This window comes from Microbacterium sp. 11MF (assembly GCF_000383475.1).
Lineage (GTDB): Bacteria > Actinomycetota > Actinomycetes > Actinomycetales > Microbacteriaceae > Microbacterium > Microbacterium aquilitoris.
On record NZ_KB911460.1, the window covers coordinates 927,379 to 949,267 of the forward strand.

Annotated in this window: 22 protein-coding genes and 1 tRNA gene; 14 read left to right on the forward strand and 9 right to left on the reverse strand. The window is 68.4% G+C overall.

The window, feature by feature from the left end:
• The first annotated feature begins 45 nt into the window (after positions 1 to 45).
• On the forward strand, positions 46 to 684 hold the full coding sequence (locus H286_RS0111490; RefSeq protein ID WP_020098266.1) for an NAD(P)-dependent oxidoreductase: 639 nt from the start codon (positions 46 to 48) through the stop codon (positions 682 to 684).
• A gap of 6 nt (positions 685 to 690) precedes the next feature.
• On the opposite strand, the gene H286_RS0111495 is transcribed toward H286_RS0111490, so the two are convergent.
• Complete coding sequence (locus tag H286_RS0111495) at positions 691 to 1,998, reverse strand: DUF4032 domain-containing protein (protein ID WP_018187156.1); 1,308 nt, start codon at positions 1,996 to 1,998, stop codon at positions 691 to 693.
• A 79-nt stretch (positions 1,999 to 2,077) separates the two neighbouring features.
• Positions 2,078 to 3,181, reverse strand: a complete 1,104-nt coding sequence (locus H286_RS0111500) for an ABC transporter ATP-binding protein (protein WP_018187157.1) — start codon at positions 3,179 to 3,181, stop codon at positions 2,078 to 2,080.
• 230 nt (positions 3,182 to 3,411) lie between these two features.
• On the opposite strand from H286_RS0111500, the gene H286_RS0111505 reads away from it, so the two are divergent.
• Positions 3,412 to 4,380: a DsbA family protein gene (locus H286_RS0111505; RefSeq protein ID WP_020098267.1), complete on the forward strand. Its 969-nt coding sequence runs from the start codon at positions 3,412 to 3,414 to the stop codon at positions 4,378 to 4,380.
• A 29-nt stretch (positions 4,381 to 4,409) separates the two neighbouring features.
• Positions 4,410 to 4,482: transfer RNA gene (locus tag H286_RS0111510), tRNA-Thr, on the forward strand.
• Positions 4,483 to 4,610: 128 nt separating this feature from the next.
• On the opposite strand, the gene H286_RS0111515 is transcribed toward H286_RS0111510, so the two are convergent.
• From H286_RS0111515 to H286_RS0111530, 4 genes are all read right to left on the reverse strand, one after another.
• Positions 4,611 to 5,897 (reverse strand): hemolysin family protein, encoded by a 1,287-nt coding sequence (locus H286_RS0111515; protein WP_020098268.1) that lies wholly within the window; start codon positions 5,895 to 5,897, stop codon positions 4,611 to 4,613.
• A 62-nt stretch (positions 5,898 to 5,959) separates the two neighbouring features.
• A complete protein-coding gene (locus H286_RS0111520; protein ID WP_028497499.1) occupies positions 5,960 to 6,991 on the reverse strand; it encodes a TerC family protein in 1,032 nt (343 codons plus the stop codon).
• A gap of 194 nt (positions 6,992 to 7,185) precedes the next feature.
• Positions 7,186 to 8,058, reverse strand: coding sequence for a hypothetical protein (locus tag H286_RS0111525; protein ID WP_231370947.1), 873 nt, complete (start codon positions 8,056 to 8,058; stop codon positions 7,186 to 7,188).
• 69 nt (positions 8,059 to 8,127) lie between these two features.
• A complete protein-coding gene (locus H286_RS0111530; protein WP_020098270.1) occupies positions 8,128 to 10,227 on the reverse strand; it encodes a S9 family peptidase in 2,100 nt (699 codons plus the stop codon).
• A 185-nt stretch (positions 10,228 to 10,412) separates the two neighbouring features.
• Between H286_RS0111530 and H286_RS0111535 the strand changes: the two genes are divergently transcribed.
• From H286_RS0111535 to H286_RS0111565, 7 genes are all read left to right on the forward strand, one after another.
• Positions 10,413 to 11,663 carry an inorganic phosphate transporter gene (locus H286_RS0111535; RefSeq protein ID WP_018187163.1) on the forward strand — a complete coding sequence of 417 codons (1,251 nt, stop codon included), beginning with the start codon at positions 10,413 to 10,415 and terminating at the stop codon, positions 11,661 to 11,663.
• Positions 11,660 to 11,995: a hypothetical protein gene (locus H286_RS0111540; RefSeq protein ID WP_020098271.1), complete on the forward strand. Its 336-nt coding sequence runs from the start codon at positions 11,660 to 11,662 to the stop codon at positions 11,993 to 11,995. Before H286_RS0111535 ends, H286_RS0111540 begins: the two co-directional genes overlap by 4 nt.
• Positions 11,996 to 12,031: 36 nt before the next feature.
• On the forward strand, positions 12,032 to 12,934 hold the full coding sequence (locus H286_RS0111545) for a phosphodiesterase (protein WP_020098272.1): 903 nt from the start codon (positions 12,032 to 12,034) through the stop codon (positions 12,932 to 12,934).
• Between the two features lie 45 nt (positions 12,935 to 12,979).
• Positions 12,980 to 13,369: a MerR family transcriptional regulator gene (locus H286_RS0111550; protein WP_018187166.1), complete on the forward strand. Its 390-nt coding sequence runs from the start codon at positions 12,980 to 12,982 to the stop codon at positions 13,367 to 13,369.
• A complete protein-coding gene (locus H286_RS0111555; RefSeq protein ID WP_020098273.1) occupies positions 13,366 to 14,346 on the forward strand; it encodes an aldo/keto reductase in 981 nt (326 codons plus the stop codon). The genes H286_RS0111550 and H286_RS0111555 overlap by 4 nt, the downstream gene beginning before the upstream one ends.
• 66 nt (positions 14,347 to 14,412) lie before the next feature.
• Positions 14,413 to 15,870: an aspartate ammonia-lyase gene (locus H286_RS0111560; protein ID WP_018187168.1), complete on the forward strand. Its 1,458-nt coding sequence runs from the start codon at positions 14,413 to 14,415 to the stop codon at positions 15,868 to 15,870.
• 78 nt (positions 15,871 to 15,948) lie between these two features.
• Positions 15,949 to 16,401, forward strand: coding sequence for a DUF4190 domain-containing protein (locus H286_RS0111565; protein WP_018187169.1), 453 nt, complete (start codon positions 15,949 to 15,951; stop codon positions 16,399 to 16,401).
• A 64-nt stretch (positions 16,402 to 16,465) separates the two neighbouring features.
• Here H286_RS0111565 and H286_RS0111570 read toward each other — a convergent pair whose 3' ends face one another.
• Positions 16,466 to 17,329: a fumarylacetoacetate hydrolase family protein gene (locus tag H286_RS0111570; RefSeq protein WP_020098274.1), complete on the reverse strand. Its 864-nt coding sequence runs from the start codon at positions 17,327 to 17,329 to the stop codon at positions 16,466 to 16,468.
• A 62-nt stretch (positions 17,330 to 17,391) separates the two neighbouring features.
• Here H286_RS0111570 and H286_RS0111575 point away from each other — a divergent pair, with 62 nt between their 5' ends.
• The 4 genes from H286_RS0111575 to rpsO all read left to right on the forward strand — a co-directional run bounded on the left by H286_RS0111575 (position 17,392) and on the right by rpsO (position 20,194).
• Positions 17,392 to 18,549, forward strand: coding sequence for a PrsW family intramembrane metalloprotease (locus H286_RS0111575; RefSeq protein WP_020098275.1), 1,158 nt, complete (start codon positions 17,392 to 17,394; stop codon positions 18,547 to 18,549).
• Positions 18,550 to 18,783: 234 nt separating this feature from the next.
• Positions 18,784 to 19,347, forward strand: a complete 564-nt coding sequence (locus H286_RS0111580) for a YceI family protein (protein ID WP_020098276.1) — start codon at positions 18,784 to 18,786, stop codon at positions 19,345 to 19,347.
• Between the two features lie 41 nt (positions 19,348 to 19,388).
• Entirely contained in the window at positions 19,389 to 19,757 is a 369-nt protein-coding gene (locus tag H286_RS0111585; protein WP_020098277.1) for an FKBP-type peptidyl-prolyl cis-trans isomerase, read from the forward strand.
• Positions 19,758 to 19,924: 167 nt separating this feature from the next.
• A complete protein-coding gene (rpsO, locus tag H286_RS0111590; protein WP_018187174.1) occupies positions 19,925 to 20,194 on the forward strand; it encodes a 30S ribosomal protein S15 in 270 nt (89 codons plus the stop codon).
• A 96-nt stretch (positions 20,195 to 20,290) separates the two neighbouring features.
• Here the strand turns inward: rpsO and H286_RS0111595 are convergent, their stop codons facing one another.
• Positions 20,291 to 21,301 carry an isopenicillin N synthase family dioxygenase gene (locus H286_RS0111595; protein WP_020098278.1) on the reverse strand — a complete coding sequence of 337 codons (1,011 nt, stop codon included), beginning with the start codon at positions 21,299 to 21,301 and terminating at the stop codon, positions 20,291 to 20,293.
• Between the two features lie 59 nt (positions 21,302 to 21,360).
• Positions 21,361 to 21,864: an Lrp/AsnC family transcriptional regulator gene (locus H286_RS0111600; protein WP_020098279.1), complete on the reverse strand. Its 504-nt coding sequence runs from the start codon at positions 21,862 to 21,864 to the stop codon at positions 21,361 to 21,363.
• Between the last annotated feature and the right edge of the window lie 25 nt (positions 21,865 to 21,889).

Sequence of the window (21,889 nt, forward strand, 5' to 3'; positions counted from 1 at the left end):
GGTAAGACTGGCACTCGACTGTCCAACCGCAGGAGAGGAACCATCATGACCCGTATCGCCGTCATCGGAGGCACCGGCTACGCCGGCAGCAACATCGTCGCCGAGGGTGTCCGTCGAGGGCACACCGTCGTCTCCGTCGCGCGCAAGGTCCCCGCCGATCGGATCGAGGGGGCGACCTACATCGAGGGCACGATGCTCGACGCCCCGGCCCTCGCGGCGGAACTCGACGGAGTCGACGTCGTCGTCTTCGCCACCTCGCCCCGTGGTGACATGGTCGGCAAGATGCGCGAGGCCGTCGACGGCGTCATCGCGGCTCTGCCGCTGTCCGTGCGCGTCGGTGTCATCGGCGGAGCCGGCGGCAGCCTCGTCGCCCCGGGCGGCCCGCGCGTCATCGACAGCGGCTTCCCCGACGAGATCAAGCCCGAGGCGATGGAAGCCATCGGCATCCTCGAGGACCTCCAGGCCGACACGAGCGGCCGCGACTGGTTCTACATCCACCCGGCCGGCGGCTTCGGTGCCTGGGCACCGGGGGAGCGCACGGGCTCGTACCGCACCGGGGGCGACGTGATCGTCACCGACGACAAGGGAGAGTCCTTCATCTCCGGCGCCGACTTCGCCGTCGCCGTCCTCGACGAGATCGAGTCGCCCGCGCACGTACGGGAGCGGTTCACCGTCGGGTACTGACGCCGTTCAGACGAGGTCGCGCCAGTCGACCTCGTCCTCGTCGTCGTCGCTGACGGGCACGTCGGACGTGATGACCGGGAGCGCCGTCGTCTCGGTCGGCGGGCCCATCACGGTCGCCTCGTCCCGGCGGTGCCGCAGCACGCCGTCGATGTAGGAGGACAGGACCTCCGCGATCGGGATCGAGCGCCCACGCGCCTGCGACATGTACCACCGGTGCTCGAGCACCTGATGGAACACCTCGGCAGGCTCGAGCTTGCTGCGCAGCTCCCAGGGGATCGCCTTGACGACGGGCTCGAAGACGCGGGTGAGCCATTCGTGGGCGACCATCTCCTCGTCGCTGCCGAGACGTGAGACGCGCGCCGCGAACTCGTCGAGGTCGTTCAGCAGCCGCCGGGCCTGGTTCTCTTCGACATCGAGTCCGGTGAGTCGCAGCAGGCGACGCTGGTGGTGGCCGGCATCCACGACCTTCGGCTGGATGAGGACCTTCGTGCCGTCGGCAGTCTCGTCGATCGACATCTCGCCGATGTCGAAGCCGAGGCCGTTCAGGCGCTGCACGCGTTCGGTGATGCGCCAGGTCTCGTTCGCCGCGAACGTCTCGGTCTCGGTCAGGGCACTCCACAGCGACCGGTAGGATGACATGATGCCGTCGGCGATCGCGACGGCATCGACGCCGCCCTCGAGTCGGCCGCCGGCCTCGAGATCCATGATCTCGCCGGCGATGTTCGTGCGCGCGACGTCGAGGTCGTGCTCGCGCTGACCGCGAGTCAGCCCGCCCTCGTGCAGCTCACCCGTCTCGGCGTCGACGAGGTACGCCGCGAAAGCCCCGGCATCCCGTCGGAACAACGTGTTCGACAGCGACACGTCGCCCCAGAAGAAGCCGACGTTGTGAAGACGGACGAGCAGCGCTGCGAGCGCGTCGACGAGACGCGTCGCGGTGTCGGGGCGCAGCGTCTGGGTGAAGAGGGCTCGGTAGGGGAGGGAGAAGCGCAGGTGCGCTGTCACGAGGGCAGCCGGGAGCGGCTCGCCCTTGGAGGTCCGCCGACCGTCGATCACGGCGACGCGACTCACGCAGGGGACATCGAGACGCCCGAGCGACCCGAGCATCTCGTACTCGCGTCGAGCCATCTCGGCGGTGGTCTCCTTCACCGCGACGACGCGGCCCGACAGGCTCGCGAAGCGCACGAGGTGACGGGAGAGTCCCTTGGGGAGTGAGACGATCGCGTCGCTCGGCCACTCGCCGAGGGGCGTCGACCATGGCAGGGCGAGAAGCCCGGCGTCGACGCTGCTGGCGGTGATGCTCAGGGAATGGACCACGCGGGAACCTCCGACTCACGCACCGCGGCGCGGGAGGTCCGGAGACCCACCCGCGCCGCGGTCCTGCTGATGATGACGATCAGGCCGAGACGACCGGCTTGTCGTTGAGGCGTTCGCCCGACTCGATGTCGAACGCGTGCACGTGGCCCGGCTTGGCGGCCAGGGTGACCGTCTCGCCCGCGTTCGGGTGGTTGCGGCCGTCGACGCGAGCGACGATGTCGGTGCGCTTGCCGTTGATGTCGACGTGGCCGTAGAGGTAGCCGTCGGCGCCGAGCTCCTCGACGAGGTCGACCTGGACCGCGAGGCCCTTGCCGTCGGCGGGACCGACCTCGATGTCCTCGGGGCGCACACCGACCGTGACCTGGCTGCCGTTGGCGCGGCCGACCGTGTCGCGGTCGAGGGGAACGACCTCGGAACCGAAGCGGATGCCGCCCTCGGCGAGGTCCGCCGGGAACAGGTTCATGGCGGGCGAGCCGATGAAGCCGGCGACGAACACGTTGTTCGGCTTCTCGTACAGGTCACGCGGGGTGCCGACCTGCTGCAGGAGGCCGTCCTTCAGGACCGCGATGCGGTCACCCATCGTGAGGGCCTCGGTCTGGTCGTGGGTGACGTAGACCGTGGTGACGCCGAGGCGACGCTGGAGCGACGCGATCTGCGTACGGGTCTGGACGCGGAGCTTCGCGTCGAGGTTCGACAGCGGCTCGTCCATGAGGAACACCTGGGGCTGACGCACGATCGCGCGACCCATGGCGACACGCTGACGCTGACCACCCGAGAGTGCCTTCGGCTTGCGGGTCAGGTACTCCTCGAGGTCGAGAAGCTTGGCGGCCTCGAGGACACGCGATGCACGCTCCTCCTTGCCGACACCGGCGATCTTGAGCGCGAAGCCCATGTTCTCGGCGACGGTCATGTGCGGGTAGAGCGCGTAGTTCTGGAACACCATCGCGATGTCGCGGTCCTTCGGCGGGACGTCGGTGACGTCGCGGTCGCCGATCCGGATCGAGCCGGAGTTGACCTCTTCGAGGCCCGCGAGCATGCGGAGCGAGGTGGACTTACCGCAACCGGAAGGGCCGACCAGGACGAGGAACTCGCCATCGGCGACCTCGAGGTTGAGCTTGTCGACCGCCGGGCGGGTGCCACCGGGGTACAGACGGGTTGCGTTGTCGAATGTGACGGACGCCATCGTTTCTTCTCCTTCACCGGCAGGTACGTGCCGGACGATCCGTAGTGAAGCGAGCGGGGGGACTCCCCGCACACCCATCATCGGGTGCGTGTTCAGTATGCCACGGTCGCGGCCAGGGGAGGGATGCGGTCTCGTCAGCCTTTTTCCAGCGCGTCTGACTAACATCGGAGCGTGCGCCACCCCCGGGCGCCGGGCCCGTTGGCCGCACCACAGAACTTTCCCGAGGTTTCATGTCCACCGATTCCGGCGACACTCCGTCATCCGCGACCGACCGTCGCGAAGCCGTGCGCGAGAAGGCGAAGCGCGTTCACGTCCGACAGTCGCGAGCACGCCTGGCTCGCCGCATCTCGCTCGGCGTCCTCGCCACGGGTGCTGTCGCCGCTGTCGCCGCCGTCGTCGTGTGGTCGGTCACGTCGACGATGGGCGGGCGCGACCTGACGCCCGAGACGGCCAGCTCGGACGGGTTCGCCGTGAGCGACGTCACCGGCGTGGCATCCGACCAGGGCGCCATCGACGACAGCGCCGTCGAAGCCACGCCGGGTTCGGACAAGGCGGCCACGCCGGCACCGACGGCATCCGCTACGGCGCCCGTCGACATCCGCGTCTACGTCGACTACCTCTCGCCGGGCGCCCGTGAATGGCAGCTCGCGAACGTCGATCAGCTGACGACGTGGGTCGACGAGGGAGCCGCGACGCTGAGCTACCACCCCGTCTCGATGCTGACGGCCAAGTCGAACGGCACGAAGTACTCGTTGCGTGCCGCTGCGGCCGCCGCCTGCGTCGCGACCCACGACGAGAGCGTGTTCTTCGCTTACAACACCGAGCTGCTCACGCGGCAGCCCGCCATGGACACCGACGGCTTCTCGGACGTCGAGCTCGCCGATCTCGCGCAGGCCGTGGGCGCGGGCGACCCCGACACCCTCCGCTCGTGCATCGAGGACGGCGACTACGTCCAGTGGGCGAAGGACGCCACCGAGCGCGCCATCGCCGGGATCCCCGACACCGACGGACTGCAGCTCACCGGGACCCCGATGATCCTCGTCAACGGCCAGCCGTACATGGGCGCGTTGAAGGATGCCGCGGAGTTCTCGCAGTTCGTGCTGACGAGCGCCAGCGACGCGTTCTACACGGACCAGACCCCGACCCCGACGCCCACCGCTCCGGCAACCCCCGCCGCACCCGCCACGCCCGAAGGCTGACCCCGCGGCCCGGTTAGACTGGGCCCTCTGCCGGCTTGGCGCAATTGGTAGCGCACCGTACTTGTAATACGGGGGTTGCAGGTTCAAGTCCTGTAGCCGGCACCGTCGACACGTCACGCGAGAGAGCCCCCGCTCCTGTTCAGGATGCGGGGGCTCTCTTCGTGCGACGGCTCAGTAGATCTGCGCGTCCGGGACATGCTCACCTCGTCGCGGGTGGCACAGCCGCTCGGTCAGTCCTGGTCGGGGTCGGCGCTTTCGCGCGTCGTGACCCGGACCTCGGCGATCCGTCGACGATCGAGCGCCGTGACCTCGATGGTCGCGCCGTCGACCTCGATCGCGTCGCCGACGACGGCGAGGCGGCCGAGCCGCTCCATGACGAATCCGGCGACCGTGTCGGACGCTCCGCGGGGAAGCACGATGCCCGTCGCCTCCGAGAAGTCCTGCAGGTTCAGACGTCCGTCGATGATCTCGCGGTCCGCGTCGGGCGCGACCGCGGTGTCGTATTCGTCGAAGATCTCGCCCACGACCTCCTCTACGAGGTCCTCGAGGGTGACGATTCCGTCCGTCCCGCCGTACTCGTCGACCACCACCGCGATCTGGTGCCCTTCGGCGCGCATCTTGGTGAGTGTCGGCAGGACGCGCGCCGTCGACGGGAAGTAGGGGATCGGTCGCACGATGCCCGACAAGGGGGCATCCCGACCCTCGGCGACCGCCTCGAAGAGGTCACGGACGTGCACGAACCCGACGATGTCGTCGATCGAGGTGTCCGCGACGGGGTAGCGCGAGAACGGCAGCGCTCGGGCGTGCGCGACCGCCTCGCCGATGGTCGCGGTGTCGTCGAGCGCGGTGACCTCGGGGCGGGGGCGCATGACCTCGCTGAGCTGACGGCCACGCAGCGACAGGACGTCCTCGAGGATGCGGCGCTCGTCGTCGGGCAGCCCTTCGTGACTGGCGACGATGTCTCGGACTTCCTCGTCGGTCATCTCCTCACCCGTCTTGTGCGGGTCGCCGCCCAGCAGACGGACGAGCGCGTTCGTCGAGACGGAGAGCAGCCAGATCACCGGCCGCATGACCTTTGCGAACCCGTCGAGGACGGGCGCGACGGCGTAGGCGAACTGGGCGTTCCGTTGGATCGCGAGCCGCTTCGGCACGAGTTCGCCGAGCACGAGCGAGAGGTAGGCGATAAGCAGCGTGAGGAGAAGCGTCGCCAACGTCAGGGCGAGTCCCGGATCGGCCCCCAGCGACTCGATGAGGGGGGCGACCGATGGGGCGATCGAGGTGGCGCCGTACGCGGCGGACGCGAAGCCCGCCACGGTCACGCCGATCTGTACGGCGGAGAGGAAGGTGTTCGGGTTGCGGGCCAGACCCGCCACCTTCGCTCCTCGCTTGCCCCGTGCGGCGATCGCGTTGATCTGGCTCTCGCGGAGCGTCACGAGCGCCATCTCGGTGGCTGCGAAGACGCCCCCCACCAGGACGAACACCACGACGAGGGCGATGTTCAGGGCGAGGTCGTTCATCGGGTCTCCTCGATGTCTGCGGCCTCAGTGAGGGGCGTCCGCGTATGGTCGCTGTCCATCGGTCAGCTGTGCTCCTTCTTCTGCTCCGGGGTCGACGTGGGCGTTCCGCTCGCGAGAGCCTTCGCGTCGTCGCGACGCGTCTTGGCGAGGCTCGCGACGGTCGCCACGACGATCGTGGCCGCGATAAACAGCAGCGAGAGCCAGATCGGGATCTCGGGTACCCACAGCAGCGGCTCGCCGCCGTTGATGAAGGGAAGCTCGTTGACGTGCAGAGCGTGGAAGAGCAGCTTGACGCCGATGAAGGCGAGGATGACCGCCAGGCCCTGAGCCAGGTAAACGAGACGCTCCAGCAGACCGCCGATGAGGAAGTAGAGCTGACGCAGACCCATGAGGGCGAAGGCGTTGGCGGTGAAGACGATGTACGCCTCGTTCGTGAGGCCGTAGATGGCGGGGATCGAGTCGACCGCGAAGATCAGGTCGACGAATCCGATGGCGACGATGACGAGCAGCATCGGGGTAACGAAGCGCTTGCCGCCCTTCTTCACCGTGAGCTTGTCGCCGTTGTACTCGTCGCTGACGGGCAGGATGCGGCGGACGAACTGCATGAACCTGCCGTTGGCCGGGTCGGAGTCGCCGTGGGCGAACGCCTGACGGTAGGCCAGGAACAGCAGCAACGCCCCGAAGATGTAGAAGATCCACGAGAAGTTCTCGATGAGGGCGGCGCCCACCGCGATGAATCCACCGCGCATGATCAGGGCGATCACGATGCCGATCATCAGCACCTTCTGCTGATAGATCTTCGGCACGGCGAACCCGGCCATCACGATGAGGAAGACGAAGAGGTTGTCGATCGACAGCGCCTTCTCCGTCAGGTACCCGGCGAAGTACTCGCCGGAGTACACCCATCCCCAGCCGGGCACGAAACCGATGACGACGCCGAACAACAGAGCGAGCCCGATGTAGAAGGCCGACCAGCGGGCGGACTCACCGACCGACGGCTCGTGCGGCTTGCGCACGTGCGCGAAGAATTCATAGACGAAGAATGCGATCGTGACAGCGATCGTGATGCCCCAGACAAGGGGGGTGATTTCCACAGGAGTCTCCTCGATGGCGTGAACGAATGACGCCAGAGTCTTCTCCATCCCGAACATTCGAGACCGGTGGTCCGGGATGCGCCTTCACATCCGTAATGACGAACCGACCGTAGCGGAGTACTCCCCCTGGGGATTCCGATTTTATGGGATGCCGGACGCGGAAACTGACAATTGCCTCGACGCGGTCCATCGTGCTATCGGCCGGCGGGCTCTTTGAGGTCGTCGCTGGCGTAGGGAGCCGGAGCGGGGGCGTGCGCGTAGGGGATGAACCAGCTCGCGAAATCCAGGGGAGGCGTGGCGGCCGCGGCATCCCGCTTCGTGGTCTCGTCTTGGTCGGCGAAGAGCGATTCCACGTCGAGGTCCTGGAAGAGGACCGTGTCGAGGTGCTCACGCCAGCCCGAGGGCAGGTCGCCGCCGAGGCGGTCGGCGTTGCGCTGTGCTTCGTCGAGCACGAGCTTGAGCGCGAGTTCGTGGGCGACGGTCGGCGGGTAGACGGGCGAGGCGCTCAAGCGGGACGTCACCTCGATCGTCGCGGCGAGGAACTTCTGAGCGAACATCCGGTCGTAGTGGGTCGCGTACTGGGGCGGCAGCTGCGAGATCACATGGGTCTCGCGCCACGCGGAGCGGTCGTCCGCGGCATCCGCCAACTGCATCACGTCGTCGAACAGGCAGTCCACCACCATGACGGACGCGTTCCAGACGAGACCCTTGATGATGGTGCGCTGACGCAGTTCGGACGCCGAGGCGTCGCCGGTCGCACCACCGAAGAGCTCGTTCAGGGCCCAGTCGATGCCCTCCAGTCGCGCGCCGGCCTGCGCGACCTTCGCCGTGTCGGAGGACCCGGCCGGCACGCTGCCCGACGTCCCCTGCCACTGCGAGTCGACGATCGCGACGCTCGACGATTCGATCCGGACGAGGTCTTCGGCTCCCGGTGCGACGGAGACCCCGATCATCGACAGCAATGCGTCCTCGGCTGTCAGGGCCGACGCCGACATCCGGGATGCGTCGTCCGGGCCGTTCACCAGGTCGTCGGGATGAGCGCAGACGAGGTCGAGATCGATTCTCACCGACGCACGGTATTGAGGATCAATGGGCATGGCGGCATCGTACCCAGCGGGCCGCCGGAATCGCGACGATCAGCCGTTCTCCGCGAGTCCCATCACGTCCAGGAGCCAGGCGAGCTCGAAGGCGCGCTCGCGCCACGAGTTGTACCGGCCGCTCACTCCGCCGTGTCCGGCGACCATCTCGCACTTGAGGAGCGCGTCCGCACCGACCTCGCGCAGACGTGCCACCCACTTCGCCGGTTCGACGTACAGAACACGGGTGTCGTTGAGGGATGTCACCGCGAGGATGCGGGGATAGCGGACCCCCTCCTGCACGTTCTCGTACGGCGTGTACGACTTCATGTAGGCGTACACGTCCGCGTTGTGCAGCGGGTCGCCCCACTCGTCCCATTCGATGACGGTGAGGGGGAGGGATGGGTCGAGGATCGTCGTGAGCGCATCGACGAAGGGCACCCCGGCCAGGATGCCGGCGAAGAGGTCCGGGGCGAGGTTCGCGACGGCGCCCATGAGAAGCCCGCCGGCGGAGCCGCCCTCGGCGACCAGCCGGTCGGGCGACGTGTAGCCCTCGGCGACGAGATGGCGCCCGACGGCGACGAAGTCGGTGAAGGTGTTGCGCTTGCGGAGGAGCTTGCCCTCCTCGTACCACTGCCGGCCCATCTCCCCGCCGCCGCGGACGTGGGCGATGGCGAAGATCACGCCGCGGTCGAGCATCGACAGGCGCGCCACCGAGAAGCCGGGCTCGATGGAGTGCTCGTACGACCCGTAGCCGTACAGGTGCAGTGGTCGGGGCGAGACGCCGGGCTCTCCGAACGAGCGCTTCCAGACGAGGGACACGGGGATGCGGGTGCCGTCGTCGGCGACGGCCCACACGCGTTCCTGGCCGTAATCCGCGGGGTCGTAGCCGCCCAGGACGGGCTGGCTCTTGCGCAGCAGCAGTTCGCCCGTGGCGACCTCGAGGTCGTAGACGGTGCCGGGGGTGGTGAACGAGGCGTAGCCCAGCCGGATGACCGGCGGTGCCCACTCCGACGACCCGCTCGCGCCGACCGCGTACAGCGGCTCGTCGAAGCCGATCTCACGCACCTCGTCGGTGGCGTAATCCAGGATGCCGACCCGCGCCAGGCCATCACGCCGGTACTCGACGACCGCCCAGTCCCGGTAGGCCGAGGCGTCGAGCAGGCGCCGGCCCGGCAGGTGGGGCAGGACGACGTGACGGTCGCCGGTGGGGTCGGATGCCGCGACGCGGACGAGTTCGAAGTCGAGCGCGCCGTCGTTGTGGAGGATGTAGAGGACGTCCTCGCCGTCGACGACCGCGTGGGTAAGCGAGTACTCGACGCCCTCGCGCCGCGGCCACACCGAGCGCGGCTCGGAGGTGAGGTCGTCGGCGGGAACCAGGAACTCCTCGGACGTGATCGACGAGCCGACCCCGATCACCAGGTAGCGGTCGCTTCGCGTGAAGCCCGCTCCGACCCAGTAGCGCTCATCGGGCTCGGTGAAGATCGCCTGATCGGATGCGGCATCCGTCCCCACTTCGTGCAGCCAGACCGTGTCGGGACGCCACGCGTCGTCGACCGTCGTGTAGACGACGTGACGACCGTCGGGGGAGAACACGGCGCCGGAGGAGGTGTTCTCCACGACGTCGGGGAGGTCGTCGCCGGTCGCGAGGTCGCGGATGCGGAGGGTGTAGCGCTCGTCGCCCGCGACGTCGACGCCGTAGAGCAGGCGCGTGCCGTCGTTGGAGACGTCGAGGCTGCCGAGGGAGAAGAAGTCGTGCCCGTCCGCTTCGACGTTGCCGTCGAGGAGGACCTGCTCGCCGGGGACCTCGGTCTCGGGGGAGAGGACGGGCGGGGTCCAGTCGTCCGGGTCGCTGATCGGCGCTCGGCAGTTGATCCCGTACTGCTTGCCCTCGACCGTCCGGCCGTAGTACCACCAGTGGCCGCGCCGCGAGGGGACCGAGAGATCCGTCTCGAGGGTGCGTCCCTTGATCTCGTCGAAGAGGCGGCCCCGGAGTTCCTCGAGGTGAGCGGTGCGTTCGTCGGTGTACGCGTTCTCGGCCTCGAGGTGGCCGATGACGTCCTGGTCGTCCTTCGCGCGCAGCCATTCGTAGGGATCTGAGACGGCGTCGCCGTGGTGGGTCCGGGTGAGGGGGCGGCGGTCGGCGACGGGCGGCGTCACGGCTTCGGAAGTCACCCGACCACGCTAACCGACCCTCGCGGGCGCGCGCGGGTTATGCCGTGGCGGAACCTGTGCGAGGATTTTCCAGGCCCGACTGAACTGCTGATGACGTCTGGGTGAACTTTTCGTTCGCAACGCCGATCGCCGCGGCACCCGTTCCCCCGATTCCCGACGGAAAGCGAACTGTGGAAACCGCAGCACTCATCGTCGTCCTGGTCATCGCACTGGCACTGTTCTTCGACTTCACCAACGGCTTCCACGACACCGCGAACGCGATGGCCACGCCCATCGCGACGGGTGCCCTGAAGCCCAAGGTCGCCGTCCTCCTCGCGGCTTGTCTGAACCTCGTGGGCGCCTTCTTGTCCACCGAGGTCGCTAAGACGATCTCGGGCGGCATGATCCGCGAAGATCAGCTCTCGCAGTCGATCTTCCCGGCCATCATCTTCGCCGGCCTCATCGGCGCCATCACCTGGAACATGCTGACGTGGCTCCTGGGTCTCCCCTCCAGCTCGTCGCACGCCCTGTTCGGCGGCCTCATCGGGGCGACGATCGTCGGTGCCTCGATCAGTGCGATCGACACGGGGGTCGTGCTCTCGAAGGTCGTCCTGCCGGCGCTCATCGCCCCCCTCACCGCCGGGATCATCGCCTTCGTGGCGACCAAGATCGCCTACGTCGTGACCCGCCGCTACGACAACAAGCCCGACGGACGCGACGGCTTCCGCTGGGGGCAGATCTTCACGTCCTCGCTGGTCGCGCTGGCCCACGGCACGAACGACGCGCAGAAGACGATGGGTGTCATCACCCTCGCCCTCATCACGGTCGGCTGGCAGACCCAGTCGGACCCCCAGCTCTGGGTCATCTTCGCCTGCGCGCTCACGATCGCCCTCGGCACCTACATGGGCGGCTGGCGCATCATCCGCACCCTCGGCAAGGGCCTCACCGACGTGAAGCCGGCGCAGGGCTTCTCGGCGGAGGCATCCACCGCCTCGACGATCCTCGCCTCGAGCGCCCTGGGCTTCGCACTGTCCACGACCCAGGTCGCCTCGGGCTCCGTCATCGGCTCGGGTCTCGGACGCCGCGGCGCGATCGTCCGCTGGGGGACGGTCGGGCGCATCACCGTGGGCTGGGTGCTGACCCTCCCCGCTGCCGGCATCGTCGGGGCGCTCGCCGCGTTCCTCATCGTCGGGTTCGAGAACCTGTTCGGCCAGGGCGTCGGCGAACTCATCGGCGTAATCATCGGCGCGGTCATCGCCGTCGCGATCGTCCTCGCGATCTTCCTGCGCTCGCGGCGCAACGAGATCACCGCGGCGAACGCGATGAGCGAGGTCGCCGACTCCGGTGCCGCCGTGGACCTCACCGAGGAACCGCCGCCCACCCGCCGCCAGCAGCGCGTCGCTCAGGCGGCCGCCGCATCCGACGAGGAGAACGCCCGATGAACCTCACCATCGACTGGCTCGCCTTCGTCCAGGTCTTCGTCGCCGCGCTCCTCGCGGCGTCGGTCGTCGTGTCCTTCTACGCCGTCGGGCTGCGCCTGCTCGTGCGCGCCGGACGGGTTCCGGTGGTCATCCCGGCGACCTTCACGGACGCGCTGACGGTGATGACGCCGAAGGAGCAGAAGCGCGCCGCGAAGGCCGCGAAGAAGGCGTCCAAGAAGAACCCGCTCAGTGTCGCGCAGAAGCGTGTCGCCCTGATCGGCGCCTACGCGTCCTTCGCCGTGTGCGGCCTCGTCGTGCTGGGCGGCCTCCTGCTCATCCTCTTCAACCACTGATCGCGCGCCGTCCGCAGCGGTCAATAGGCTGACGGCATGCAGTCCGTCTCCTTCGGCCGGCACGCGCCCGCCCTCCGCTCGATCGTCCATCTGAGCGACACGCACCTGTTGGCCGGCGACCGTCGGCTCGGCGGCGCGTACGACTCGACCGGGGGAGCGGCGGCCGCCCTCGCGGCGATCGAGCGCACCGGCATCCGTCCCGATGCCCTCGTCGTGACGGGTGACCTCACGGACCTCGGCGAGCCCGACGCCTATCGACGGCTGCGCGAGCTCGTGGAGCCCGTGGCGGAACGGCTCGGCACGCCCGTCGTCTGGGTCGCGGGCAACCACGACGAACGGCCGGCGATGCGAGAGGGACTCTTCGACGAACCCGGATCGCTCGAGCCGATCACCGCCGTGCACGACCTCGACGGACTGCGGCTGGTCGTCCTCGATTCCACCGTGCCGGGATGGCACCACGGCGAGATCGATGCGGCGCAGCGCGAGTGGCTCCGCGGCGTCCTCGCCGAGCCCGCCCCGCTCGGCACGCTCCTCGCGCTGCACCACCCGCCACTGCCGAGCCATATCCCGTTCTTCGACATCCTCGAGCTCCGCGATCAGGACGCCCTCGCCGAGGTCATAGCGGGAACGGACGTGCGCGGCATCCTCGCCGGCCACCTCCACTACTCGACGAACGGCACCTTCGCCGGCATCCCCGTCAGCGTGGCATCGGCGACCTGCTACACGATGAATCTGCAGCGTCCCGCGACGGAGGTCAACGGAATGGATGCCGCGCAGTCCTTCCACCTCGTTCACGTGTACGACGACACGATCACCCACACGGTCGTGCCCGTCGTCGACGCCCCGACCGGCGACTACTTCTCCGCCGAGTGGGTCGAGAAGATGGCCGCGCTGAGCCCCCAGGAGCGGCTCGAGGCGTTCTCGCGCAAACCTTCCTGAGCGCCCGCTTGACTTCGAGCGCGCTCGAAGTTCTACCGTGAAGGCATGACCCTCCTCTCCGGCTCCGCCGGCGCCTCGATCGCCGAAGCGGCCGATGCCACCGGCGTGAGCGCACACACCCTGCGCTATTACGAACGCGCCGGGTTGATGCTCCAGCCCGTCGACCGGGCCTCGTCATCCCACCGGCGCTACTCCGACGCGGATCTCGCCTGGATCCGCTTCCTGGCACGGCTGCGGTGGACCGGGATGCCGATCGCCACCATGCGCCGCTACACCGAGCTCGTGCGTGATGGGGAATCGACCGTCGCCGAGCGGCGACGACTGCTGGTGGAGCATCGCGAGGTCGTTCGCCGCCAGCTCGACGAGGTGACCCTGAGCCTCGCCGCCATCGACCACAAGATCGACATCTACGACAAGGAGATCAGCCCCTCATGAAGACCACCACTCTCGGAGCCCACGGACCGCAGGTCGGCCGCATCGGCCTCGGCCTCATGGGCATCAGCGCGTTCTACACCGGTGCCGGCCAAGATGACGCCGGGGGCGAGCGGACCATCCTCGGCGCCCTCGACCGCGGTGTGACCCTGCTCGACACCGCGGAGATGTACGGGCCTCACACGAACGAGGAGCTCCTCGGGAAGACGCTCGCCGAGTCGGGCCGCCGGGATGAAGTCGTGCTCGCCACGAAGTTCGGGATCGTGCGTCATTCGGACGGCCGCTCCGGAGTCGACGGCAGCGTCGAGAACGTCCGGCGCTCGGTCGAGGGATCGCTGCAGCGTCTGCAGACCGACCGCATCGACCTGTACTACCAGCACCGCATGGACCCGGCCGTCCCCATCGAGGAGACCGCGGGCGCGCTCGCCGAGCTGGTGCAGGAGGGCAAGATCCGCGGGTACGGGCTGTCGGAGGCATCCGTCGCCACGATCCGTCGCGCGCACGCGGTCCACCCCGTGACAGCGGTGCAGACCGAGTACTCCCTGTGGACCCGCGATCCCGAGGCCGAGCTGCTGCCGGCACTGCGCGAACTCGGCATCGGCTTCGTCCCGTACTCGCCGCTCGGACGCGGCTTCCTCACCGGCGCCATCCGGTCGGCCGATCAGCTCGACGACGACGACTTCCGTCGCAGCAACCCGCGGTTCGAGGACGAGGCGCTCGCCGCCAACCTGCGGATCGTCGACGTGATCGAGGGCATTGCCGCCGAGGTCGAGGCGACACCCGCACAGGTGGCCCTCGCGTGGCTGCTCGCCCAGGGGGAGGACATCGTCCCCATCCCCGGTACGCGCAAGCTCGAGCGGCTCGAGGAGAACATTGGCGCCGCCGATCTGACGCTGAGCGATGACCAGCTCCGCCGTCTCGGCGACGTCGCGCCCGCGGTCGGGGATCGTTATGCCGACATGTCCAGCGTGAACCGCTGAGGTCCAGGGGTGCGGGGATAGGCTCGATCCATCCCTGCACCCCTGTGACCCACGAGGACACCGCACATGGCATCTGACGCGACGACGCGCACCGAATCCGACTCCCTGGGATCGATGGAGATCCCCGCCGACGCCTACTGGGGCATCCACACGGCGAGAGCGCTGGAGAACTTCCCCATCTCGATGCGACCGATCTCGGTCTACCGCGACCTCGTCGTCGCCCTCGCGATGGTCAAGCAGGCCTCCGCGCGCGCCAACAAGGAGATCGGGGCGCTCGACGCATCCCGCGCCGATCTCATCGACCAGGCGGCCCAGCGCGTCATCGACGGCGAGTTCCACGACCAGTTCGTCGTGGGCGTCATCCAGGGCGGCGCCGGAACCTCGACCAACATGAACGCGAACGAGGTCATCACCAACATCGCGCTCGAGATGGCGGGCCGCGAGAAGGGCGATTACGCGTTCCTCTCGCCCATCGACCACACCAACCGCAGCCAATCCACCAACGACGTCTATCCGACGGCGATCAAGGTGGGGCTCGGGCTCGACCTGCAGTCGCTGCTCGAGGAGCTGGACCTGCTGCGGCAGTCCTTCCTGAAGAAGGCCGACGAGTTCCACGACGTCCTCAAGGTGGGACGCACGCAGTTGCAGGATGCCGTCCCCATGACCCTCGGGCAGGAGTTCCACGGCTTCGCCACGACGCTGGGGGAGGACCACCACCGTCTCCGCGAGAACGCGCACCTCCTCTACGAGATCAACATGGGTGCGACGGCCATCGGCACCGGGATCACGACCCACCCGGATTACTCACGTGCCGTGCTGCGGCACCTGCGCGAGATCAGCGAGCTCGACCTCGAGACGGCCGAAGACCTCGTCGAGTCCACCAGTGACACGGGCGCCTTCATGTCGTTCTCGTCGTCGCTCAAGCGCAACGCGATCAAGCTGTCGAAGATCAGCAACGACCTGCGCCTGCTCTCGAGCGGGCCGCAGGCGGGCTTCGGCGAGATCAACCTGCCGCCTCGACAGGCGGGGTCGAGCATCATGCCCGGCAAGGTGAACCCCGTCATCCCCGAGGTCGTCAACCAGGTCGCGTTCGCCGTCGCCGGTGCGGACCTCACGGTGACGATGGCCGTCGAGGGCGGACAGCTGCAGCTCAACGCGTTCGAACCGGTCATCGCGCATTCGATCTTCCAGTCGATCACATGGATGCGGCGCGGCATGCGCACCCTTCGCGTCAACTGCGTCGACGGCATCACCGCCAACCGCGAACGCCTCGGCACGATGGTCGGGTCGTCCGTGGGCGTCATCACGGCGCTGACGCCGTTCATCGGCTACACCGCCGCGGCCGCGCTCGCCAAGACCGCGCTCTTGACAAAGCGGAACGTGGGCGACCTGGTCGTGGAGGCCGGGCTCATGTCGCGTGACGAGGTCGACAAGCAGCTCTCGCCGGCACGGTTGTCGGGGCTTCAGGCGGTCACCCGAGCGATTCCGATTATCACAAAACCGGGTGCCGTGGAGGGTCCGTGATTGCGGGTTGTCTGAGAGAACGCCGGACGCTAGCGTCGGGGTCGTATCCCGGCCCATCAGCGACCTGAAGGACTTCACATGACCGACCCCAACCAGCCGAACTCGCAGAACATCCCGCCCGCGCCGCCGGCATATGAGGCGCCGGCCTACGGCAACGCACCGCAGTACAACGCCGGCGCTCCGGCTGCCGGCCCCGTCCCGGGGCGCACGATGGCGATCGTCGCCCTGATCCTCGCGATCATCCCCGGAACCCAGCTCATCGGTCTGATCCTCGGCATCGTGGCGCTGGTGCAGAGCCGCAAGGCCGGCACGAAGAATGGTCTCGCGATCGCCGCGATCATCGTGAGCATCGTCCTCATGATCATCGCGATCATCATCATCGTGGTCGTCGTCGCGAGTTTCGCGAACTCCACCGCGGATCTGTACCAGCAGTACCAGACCAACTGTGTCGCTGGTGGATCTGGTGTCGTCGAGTACCTCGGCCAGACCATCCCCTGCGACCAGCTCGACCAGTCGCAGCTCAACAACTGACCTGCGCGACAAGAAGCGGCGGCCACCCTCGGGTGACCGCCGCTTCGTGCTGTCTCGCGTTGTCTCAGTCGGTGATGCGACAGAAGGTCGTCAGTTCGCCGATCCCGTCCACTCCGACGGTCACGGTGGAACGGTCGCGGAGGAAGATCTGCGGGTCGCGCGAATAGCCCGCGCCACCGGGGGAGCCGGTCGAGATCAGGGTTCCCGGCAGAAGGGTCGCGGACTGCGACAGGAACGCAACGAGCTTCGCCACGGGGTGGATCATCTGGTCGGTCGAGGCGTCCTGCACCATCTTCCCGTCGACGATCGCCCAGATGTGCAGATCCTGCGGGTCGGGGATCTCGTCCGCGGTGACGACGAACGGTCCCGTCGGGGTGAAGCCGTCGAACGACTTGCAGCGCGACCACTGCGCCTCGGAGAACTGGATGTCGCGGGCCGTGATGTCGTTGACCACGGTGTAGCCCCAGACGTGGTCGAGGGCATCCTCGAGGGCGACGTCGCGGGCAGGCGCCCCGATGATGACGCCGAGCTCCGCCTCGTAGTCGACGGACTGGCTGAGCGAGCGCGGCCAGGTCGTCGTCTGACGGTGACCCGAGAGCGAGCCCGGCCACAGGATGAAGACCGTGGGCGCCGCGTCGGCCTTGAGGCCGAGTTCGCTCGAGTGTGCCGAGTAGTTCAGCCCGATCGCGATGGTGATGGGGGTGTCGAGTACCGCCGAGGCGAAGACGGGGTCGCCGAGCGGCATCCACTCGGCGGTCGCAGCGCTCTCCCGAACGCGGTCGAGGAGGGCGTCGCCTCCTTCGATGAGCGGCTGAAGACGCGACGGTGCTCCGTCGAAGAGCTGCGACACCAGGGCGGCACGGTCCCCTTCGACCAGGACCAGCTGCGGCTCGTCTACTCCGTCAGGGACAACGTGGGCGAAGCGCATTGGTCCAGGGTATCGCCCTCGCCTGCGGCGGGGCACGATCGGGGGCGCCCTAGGCTGAGCGCATGTCGTTCCCGTCGCCCCTCGCACAACCGGCGCGTACGACGCCCACCGCTCCGCCGCCGGCCCCACCGCGGACCGACCTCCCCGTCCCCGCACCGACCGGCGGCCGCGTGATCCTCTGGATCGTGGCTGCCGTCATCGCCGTCGCGTCGCTCGGCCTGGCGGCTTACTTCCTGGCGTTCCTCGGCACGGCGGCCTCCATCGTCTCGGGGCTCCTCGCCCTCATCCCCTTGGTCCTCGTCCTCGTCGCCATCCGGATGATCGACCGGTGGGAGCCGGAACCCCGCGGCCTCGTCGTCCTCGCGCTCGCATGGGGAGCAGTGGCATCCGTCGTCATCGCGCTCGGGGTCGACCTCGTCATCACGCTGGTCGCGCCGGGCCTTCCCGACACCGTCTCCGCCGTCCTCCAGGCGCCGATCGTCGAAGAGGTGGCCAAGGGCGCGGGAGTCCTGCTCATCTTCGTCGCCGCGAGGCGTGCCTTCGACGGCCCTGTCGACGGTGTCGTCTACGGGGCGCTCGTCGGTGCGGGCTTCGCGTTCACGGAGAACATCCTCTATTTGGCCGACAGCCTCGTCACGGGTGGGGCCGAGAGCGCGGCCTACACGTTCTTCCTCCGCGGCATCCTCTCGCCGTTCGCGCACGTGATGTTCACGGCCGTCACGGGGTACGCGCTGGGGCGCGCCGCACGCCGGGGCGTGTGGGGCGCAGCGGCGCTCGGACCGTGGGCGGTGGGTCTCGGGGGAGCCATCGGACTGCACGCGCTCTGGAACGGATCGGCGGTGTTCGCCGACTTCTTCGTGCTCTACGCGACCTTCCAGATGCCTCTGTTCATCCTCTTCATCGTCGGCCTCGTGCTGCTCAGGCGCGAAGAGGCGCGGCTCACCCGCACGTGCCTCGCCGACTACGCGGCCGCGGGATGGTTCTCACCGGCGGAGGTCGACATGCTCGCGACCGGACGTGGACGCTCGCGAGCCGTCACGTGGGCGCGCTCCCTGCCCGGCGACCGGTCAGCAGCGATGCGGCGTTTCATCGTCGAGGCGACAGCGCTCGCGGCCGCCCGCCACCGTGTGATCGGCGGACGCGATCCGCGCGCCGCGGCGGACGAGAGGGTCTACCTCGAACGCGCCACCCGGGCACGGCGGGATCTGCTCGTCGGCTGAAACGCCCGCAGGGAACCAGCGGCCGGAGAAAGACTCAGCGCCCGGTGCCGCGGCGATGCCTGCGAGTCTTCCGGGCGCTGAGTTGGTGTACAGAAATGATCCCGCCGCCTCCTCGCGGTGTCAAGAGGGGTCGCGCACCGGCGAATCTTCATTCACGGGAATAGGATCGGACGCGGCGACGTTTCGCCCTCTTGACCGCCGGCGCGTGCCGGAACCCCTCCACGAAGGACGATCATGACCGACTCCACCGCCACCCTCGACATCCCCGGCTACAAGGCCGGTACCTGGATCCTCGACGCGTCGCACAGCGAGGTGGGCTTCAGCGTCCGCCACATGATGATCTCCAAGGTCCGCGGCCACTTCAACGTCAAGGAGGCGACCCTGATCGCCCCCGAGAACCCGCTCGAGGCCAAGCTCGATGCCAAGGTCGACGCGGCGTCGCTGGACACCAAGGACGAGGGCCGTGACGGTCACCTCCGCAGCGCCGACTTCTTCGATGTCGAGACCTACCCCGAGATCACCTTCGCCTCGACCGGTGTGCGCATCGAGAACGGCGACTTCCTCGTCGACGGCAACCTGACCATCAAGGACGTCACGAAGCCCGTGACGTTCGGGGTCGACTTCGGCGGCTTCGGCACCGACCCGTGGGGCAACTACAAGGCGGGCGCGACGGCCAAGACCGTCATCAACCGCGAGGACTTCGGTCTCACCTGGAACGCCGCGCTCGAGACCGGCGGCGTGCTCGTCGGCAAGGACGTCACGATCGAGCTCGACCTCCAGGGCTCGATCCAGGCCTGAGTGCGTTTGACCACCGGATGCCGCTCGGTTTGGATGGACTCATGACTGCAGACCGCACCAAGCCCGAGATCGACGCTCCTCAGGGAGCCGCACCCTCCGACCTCGTCGTCCGCGACCTGATCGAGGGCGACGGCACCGAGGCGAAGCCCGGTGACACCGTCACCGTCCACTACGTCGGCGTCGAATACGTCTCCGGCGAGGAGTTCGACTCGTCCTGGAACCGCGGCGAGAGCATCCAGTTCCCGCTCCGCGGCCTCATCCAGGGCTGGCAGGACGGCATCCCGGGCATGAAGGTCGGTGGACGTCGTGAGCTCGTCATCCCGCCGCGCCTGGCCTACGGTCCCGCCGGCGGCCACTTCCTCGGCGGCAAGACGCTGATCTTCATCATCGATCTGCTCGCCGTCGGCTGAGACGCATCGCACACGAGGGCCCGGTCGCTTCGGCGGCCGGGCCCTCGGTCGTCTGCGGGGCGCCTCGTCCTGTAGACTCCTGTGGTTGCCGTTCGATCGGCCGCGGATAAAGAGAGCCCTCGCATCAGGCGTCGGGCGCCGCGCAACGAAGAGGAAGGGGATCACCTATGGCACTGGAAGCAGACGTCAAGAAGGCGATCATCGAAGAGTACGCGACGCACCCCGGTGACACCGGATCCCCCGAGGTGCAGGTCGCGATGCTGACGCAGCGCATCAAGGACCTCACCGAGCACCTCAAGGAGCACAAGCACGACCACCACTCGCGTCGTGGGCTGTTCCTGCTCGTCGGTCAGCGCCGCCGTCTCCTGGGCTACCTCCAGGACGTCGACATCAACCGTTACCGCTCGCTCATCGAGCGCCTCGGCCTCCGTCGATAAGGCATCGCTGCCAGCGTTCAATCGCGCAGAACATTCTTGAGAAGGCCGCCCCACGGTGTGGGGCGGCCTTCATCGTTCCCGGACGGTCTCTGCCGGTCAGACGCGCGCGCTGACGAGGTGGGGGTGCCAGATCTCTGCGACGTCCGGGTGCGCCCGCAGCCGCGACTTCAGGGCGTTCTCGCCGTGAAGACCGTGGATCGGGTTGCGGGGGTCGTTGGAGATCCCGCGGGCCTGCGCCGCGAGCTCGGCGGGCAGCTCGATCGCGGGGAGCTCCGCGTCGAGCGACGGGTTGAAGAAGAACGGCACCGAGATGCGATCCTCGGGGGCGCGCGGCGAGACGACCCGGTGGTTCGTCGCCGTGAGGTAGCCGCCGGTCGCATGCTCGAGGAGTTCGCCGATGTTCACGACGAACGATCCGGGCACCGCGGGAGCGTCGATCCAGTCGCCGTCCTTCTCGACCTGCAGGCCGCCCTTCCCCGGCTCGACCCACAGCAGGGTGAGGACGCCGGCATCCTTGTGCGCTCCGACGCCCTGCTGAGGCTCCGGGGCGCTGGAGCCCGGGTAGCGGACGATCTTCAGCAGGGTCTGCGCCTCGCCGAAGTGGTCGTCGAAGTACGTCTCCGGTGCGCCGAGGGCCTCTGCCCAGGCGCGGAGCAGCTTCCGCCCCACCGCCGACAGGATCGCGGTCCACTCCTCGGCGATCTCACGGAGCTCGGGCTGGGCGCTCGGCCACAGGTTGGGTCCGACGAGGGCGGTGTAGGGGGGAGCGTCGGGGTCCTCGACCGCCGGGCGCTCGGGTCCGATGTCGATCTGCTCGCGCCAGTCCACGAGCCCCTGCGTCCGCTCGCCGCCGATGCGCGTGTAGCCGCGGAAGTGCGGGCTCTTGATGTTCTCGATCTCGAGCTTCGCCTCGTCGGGGAGTTCGAAGAAGGTGCGCGCGGCGCGGTGGAGGCGATCCTCCAGCTCGGGCGAGACCCCGGTGCCGGTCAGATAGAAGAAGCCGACCTCGTGGGTCGCGCGGCGCAGATCGGCTCGGAATTCTTCCGCAGCATCCGGCCCCTCATCGAGGCGGGACAGGTCGAGGACGGGGAGGCTCTGGACAGACATGGTCCGAGGATAAGCAGAGGTTTCAGGGGGTCGGCGCATTGTTTCAAGCGGTTACCGACTCAGTGGAACGGAGCCGCGACCCGGTTGCGGTGGTAGTCGAAGATGATGCTCGTGCGCGTGTTCGCGACGCTGCGCTGCGCTGAGAGGTGCTCGACGACGAAGGCGCGCACATCGCTGGAATCGGCGACGGCGATGTGGATGAGGAAGTCGTCGGACCCGCCGAGGAAGAACATCTGGATCACCTGGGGGAGACCGCGCACCTCGTGTGCGAACTCGGTGATGCTCTCGTGACGGGAGCCCGGGCGCAGCGTCACGTGCACCATCGCCTGCAGGCCCGCGCCCGCGACCCGCTGGTCCACGCTCGCGTGGAAGCCGGTGATCACGCCGCGCTCCACGAGCGCGCGGGTGCGCGCATGGGCGGTGGATGCCGCGACTCCGACTCGCGCGGCGACCTCGGCGTTCGTGAGCCGGGCTTCGGCCGCGAGCTCGTCGACGATGGCGAGGTCCACATCGTCCAGGTCGGCGGGAGGCCGATGATTCTTCGTCGGATCAGACGTGCTCACGGGGATTCATCCTCATTTCGGGGGT

Excerpts from the sequence above, each read along its gene's own strand:
- H286_RS0111490 (WP_020098266.1), top strand. The coding sequence starts at position 46 with ATGACCCGTATCGCCGTCATCGGAGGCACCGGCTACGCCGGCAGCAAC.
- H286_RS0111500 (WP_018187157.1), bottom strand. The coding sequence starts at position 3,181 with ATGGCGTCCGTCACATTCGACAACGCAACCCGTCTGTACCCCGGTGGC.
- H286_RS0111505 (WP_020098267.1), top strand. The coding sequence starts at position 3,412 with ATGTCCACCGATTCCGGCGACACTCCGTCATCCGCGACCGACCGTCGC.
- H286_RS0111515 (WP_020098268.1), bottom strand. The coding sequence starts at position 5,897 with ATGAACGACCTCGCCCTGAACATCGCCCTCGTCGTGGTGTTCGTCCTG.
- H286_RS0111540 (WP_020098271.1), top strand. The coding sequence starts at position 11,660 with ATGAACCTCACCATCGACTGGCTCGCCTTCGTCCAGGTCTTCGTCGCC.
- H286_RS0111545 (WP_020098272.1), top strand. The coding sequence starts at position 12,032 with ATGCAGTCCGTCTCCTTCGGCCGGCACGCGCCCGCCCTCCGCTCGATC.
- H286_RS0111550 (WP_018187166.1), top strand. The coding sequence starts at position 12,980 with ATGACCCTCCTCTCCGGCTCCGCCGGCGCCTCGATCGCCGAAGCGGCC.
- H286_RS0111555 (WP_020098273.1), top strand. The coding sequence starts at position 13,366 with ATGAAGACCACCACTCTCGGAGCCCACGGACCGCAGGTCGGCCGCATC.
- H286_RS0111560 (WP_018187168.1), top strand. The coding sequence starts at position 14,413 with ATGGCATCTGACGCGACGACGCGCACCGAATCCGACTCCCTGGGATCG.
- H286_RS0111565 (WP_018187169.1), top strand. The coding sequence starts at position 15,949 with ATGACCGACCCCAACCAGCCGAACTCGCAGAACATCCCGCCCGCGCCG.
- H286_RS0111570 (WP_020098274.1), bottom strand. The coding sequence starts at position 17,329 with ATGCGCTTCGCCCACGTTGTCCCTGACGGAGTAGACGAGCCGCAGCTG.
- H286_RS0111575 (WP_020098275.1), top strand. The coding sequence starts at position 17,392 with ATGTCGTTCCCGTCGCCCCTCGCACAACCGGCGCGTACGACGCCCACC.
- H286_RS0111580 (WP_020098276.1), top strand. The coding sequence starts at position 18,784 with ATGACCGACTCCACCGCCACCCTCGACATCCCCGGCTACAAGGCCGGT.
- H286_RS0111585 (WP_020098277.1), top strand. The coding sequence starts at position 19,389 with ATGACTGCAGACCGCACCAAGCCCGAGATCGACGCTCCTCAGGGAGCC.
- rpsO (WP_018187174.1), top strand. The coding sequence starts at position 19,925 with ATGGCACTGGAAGCAGACGTCAAGAAGGCGATCATCGAAGAGTACGCG.
- H286_RS0111595 (WP_020098278.1), bottom strand. The coding sequence starts at position 21,301 with ATGTCTGTCCAGAGCCTCCCCGTCCTCGACCTGTCCCGCCTCGATGAG.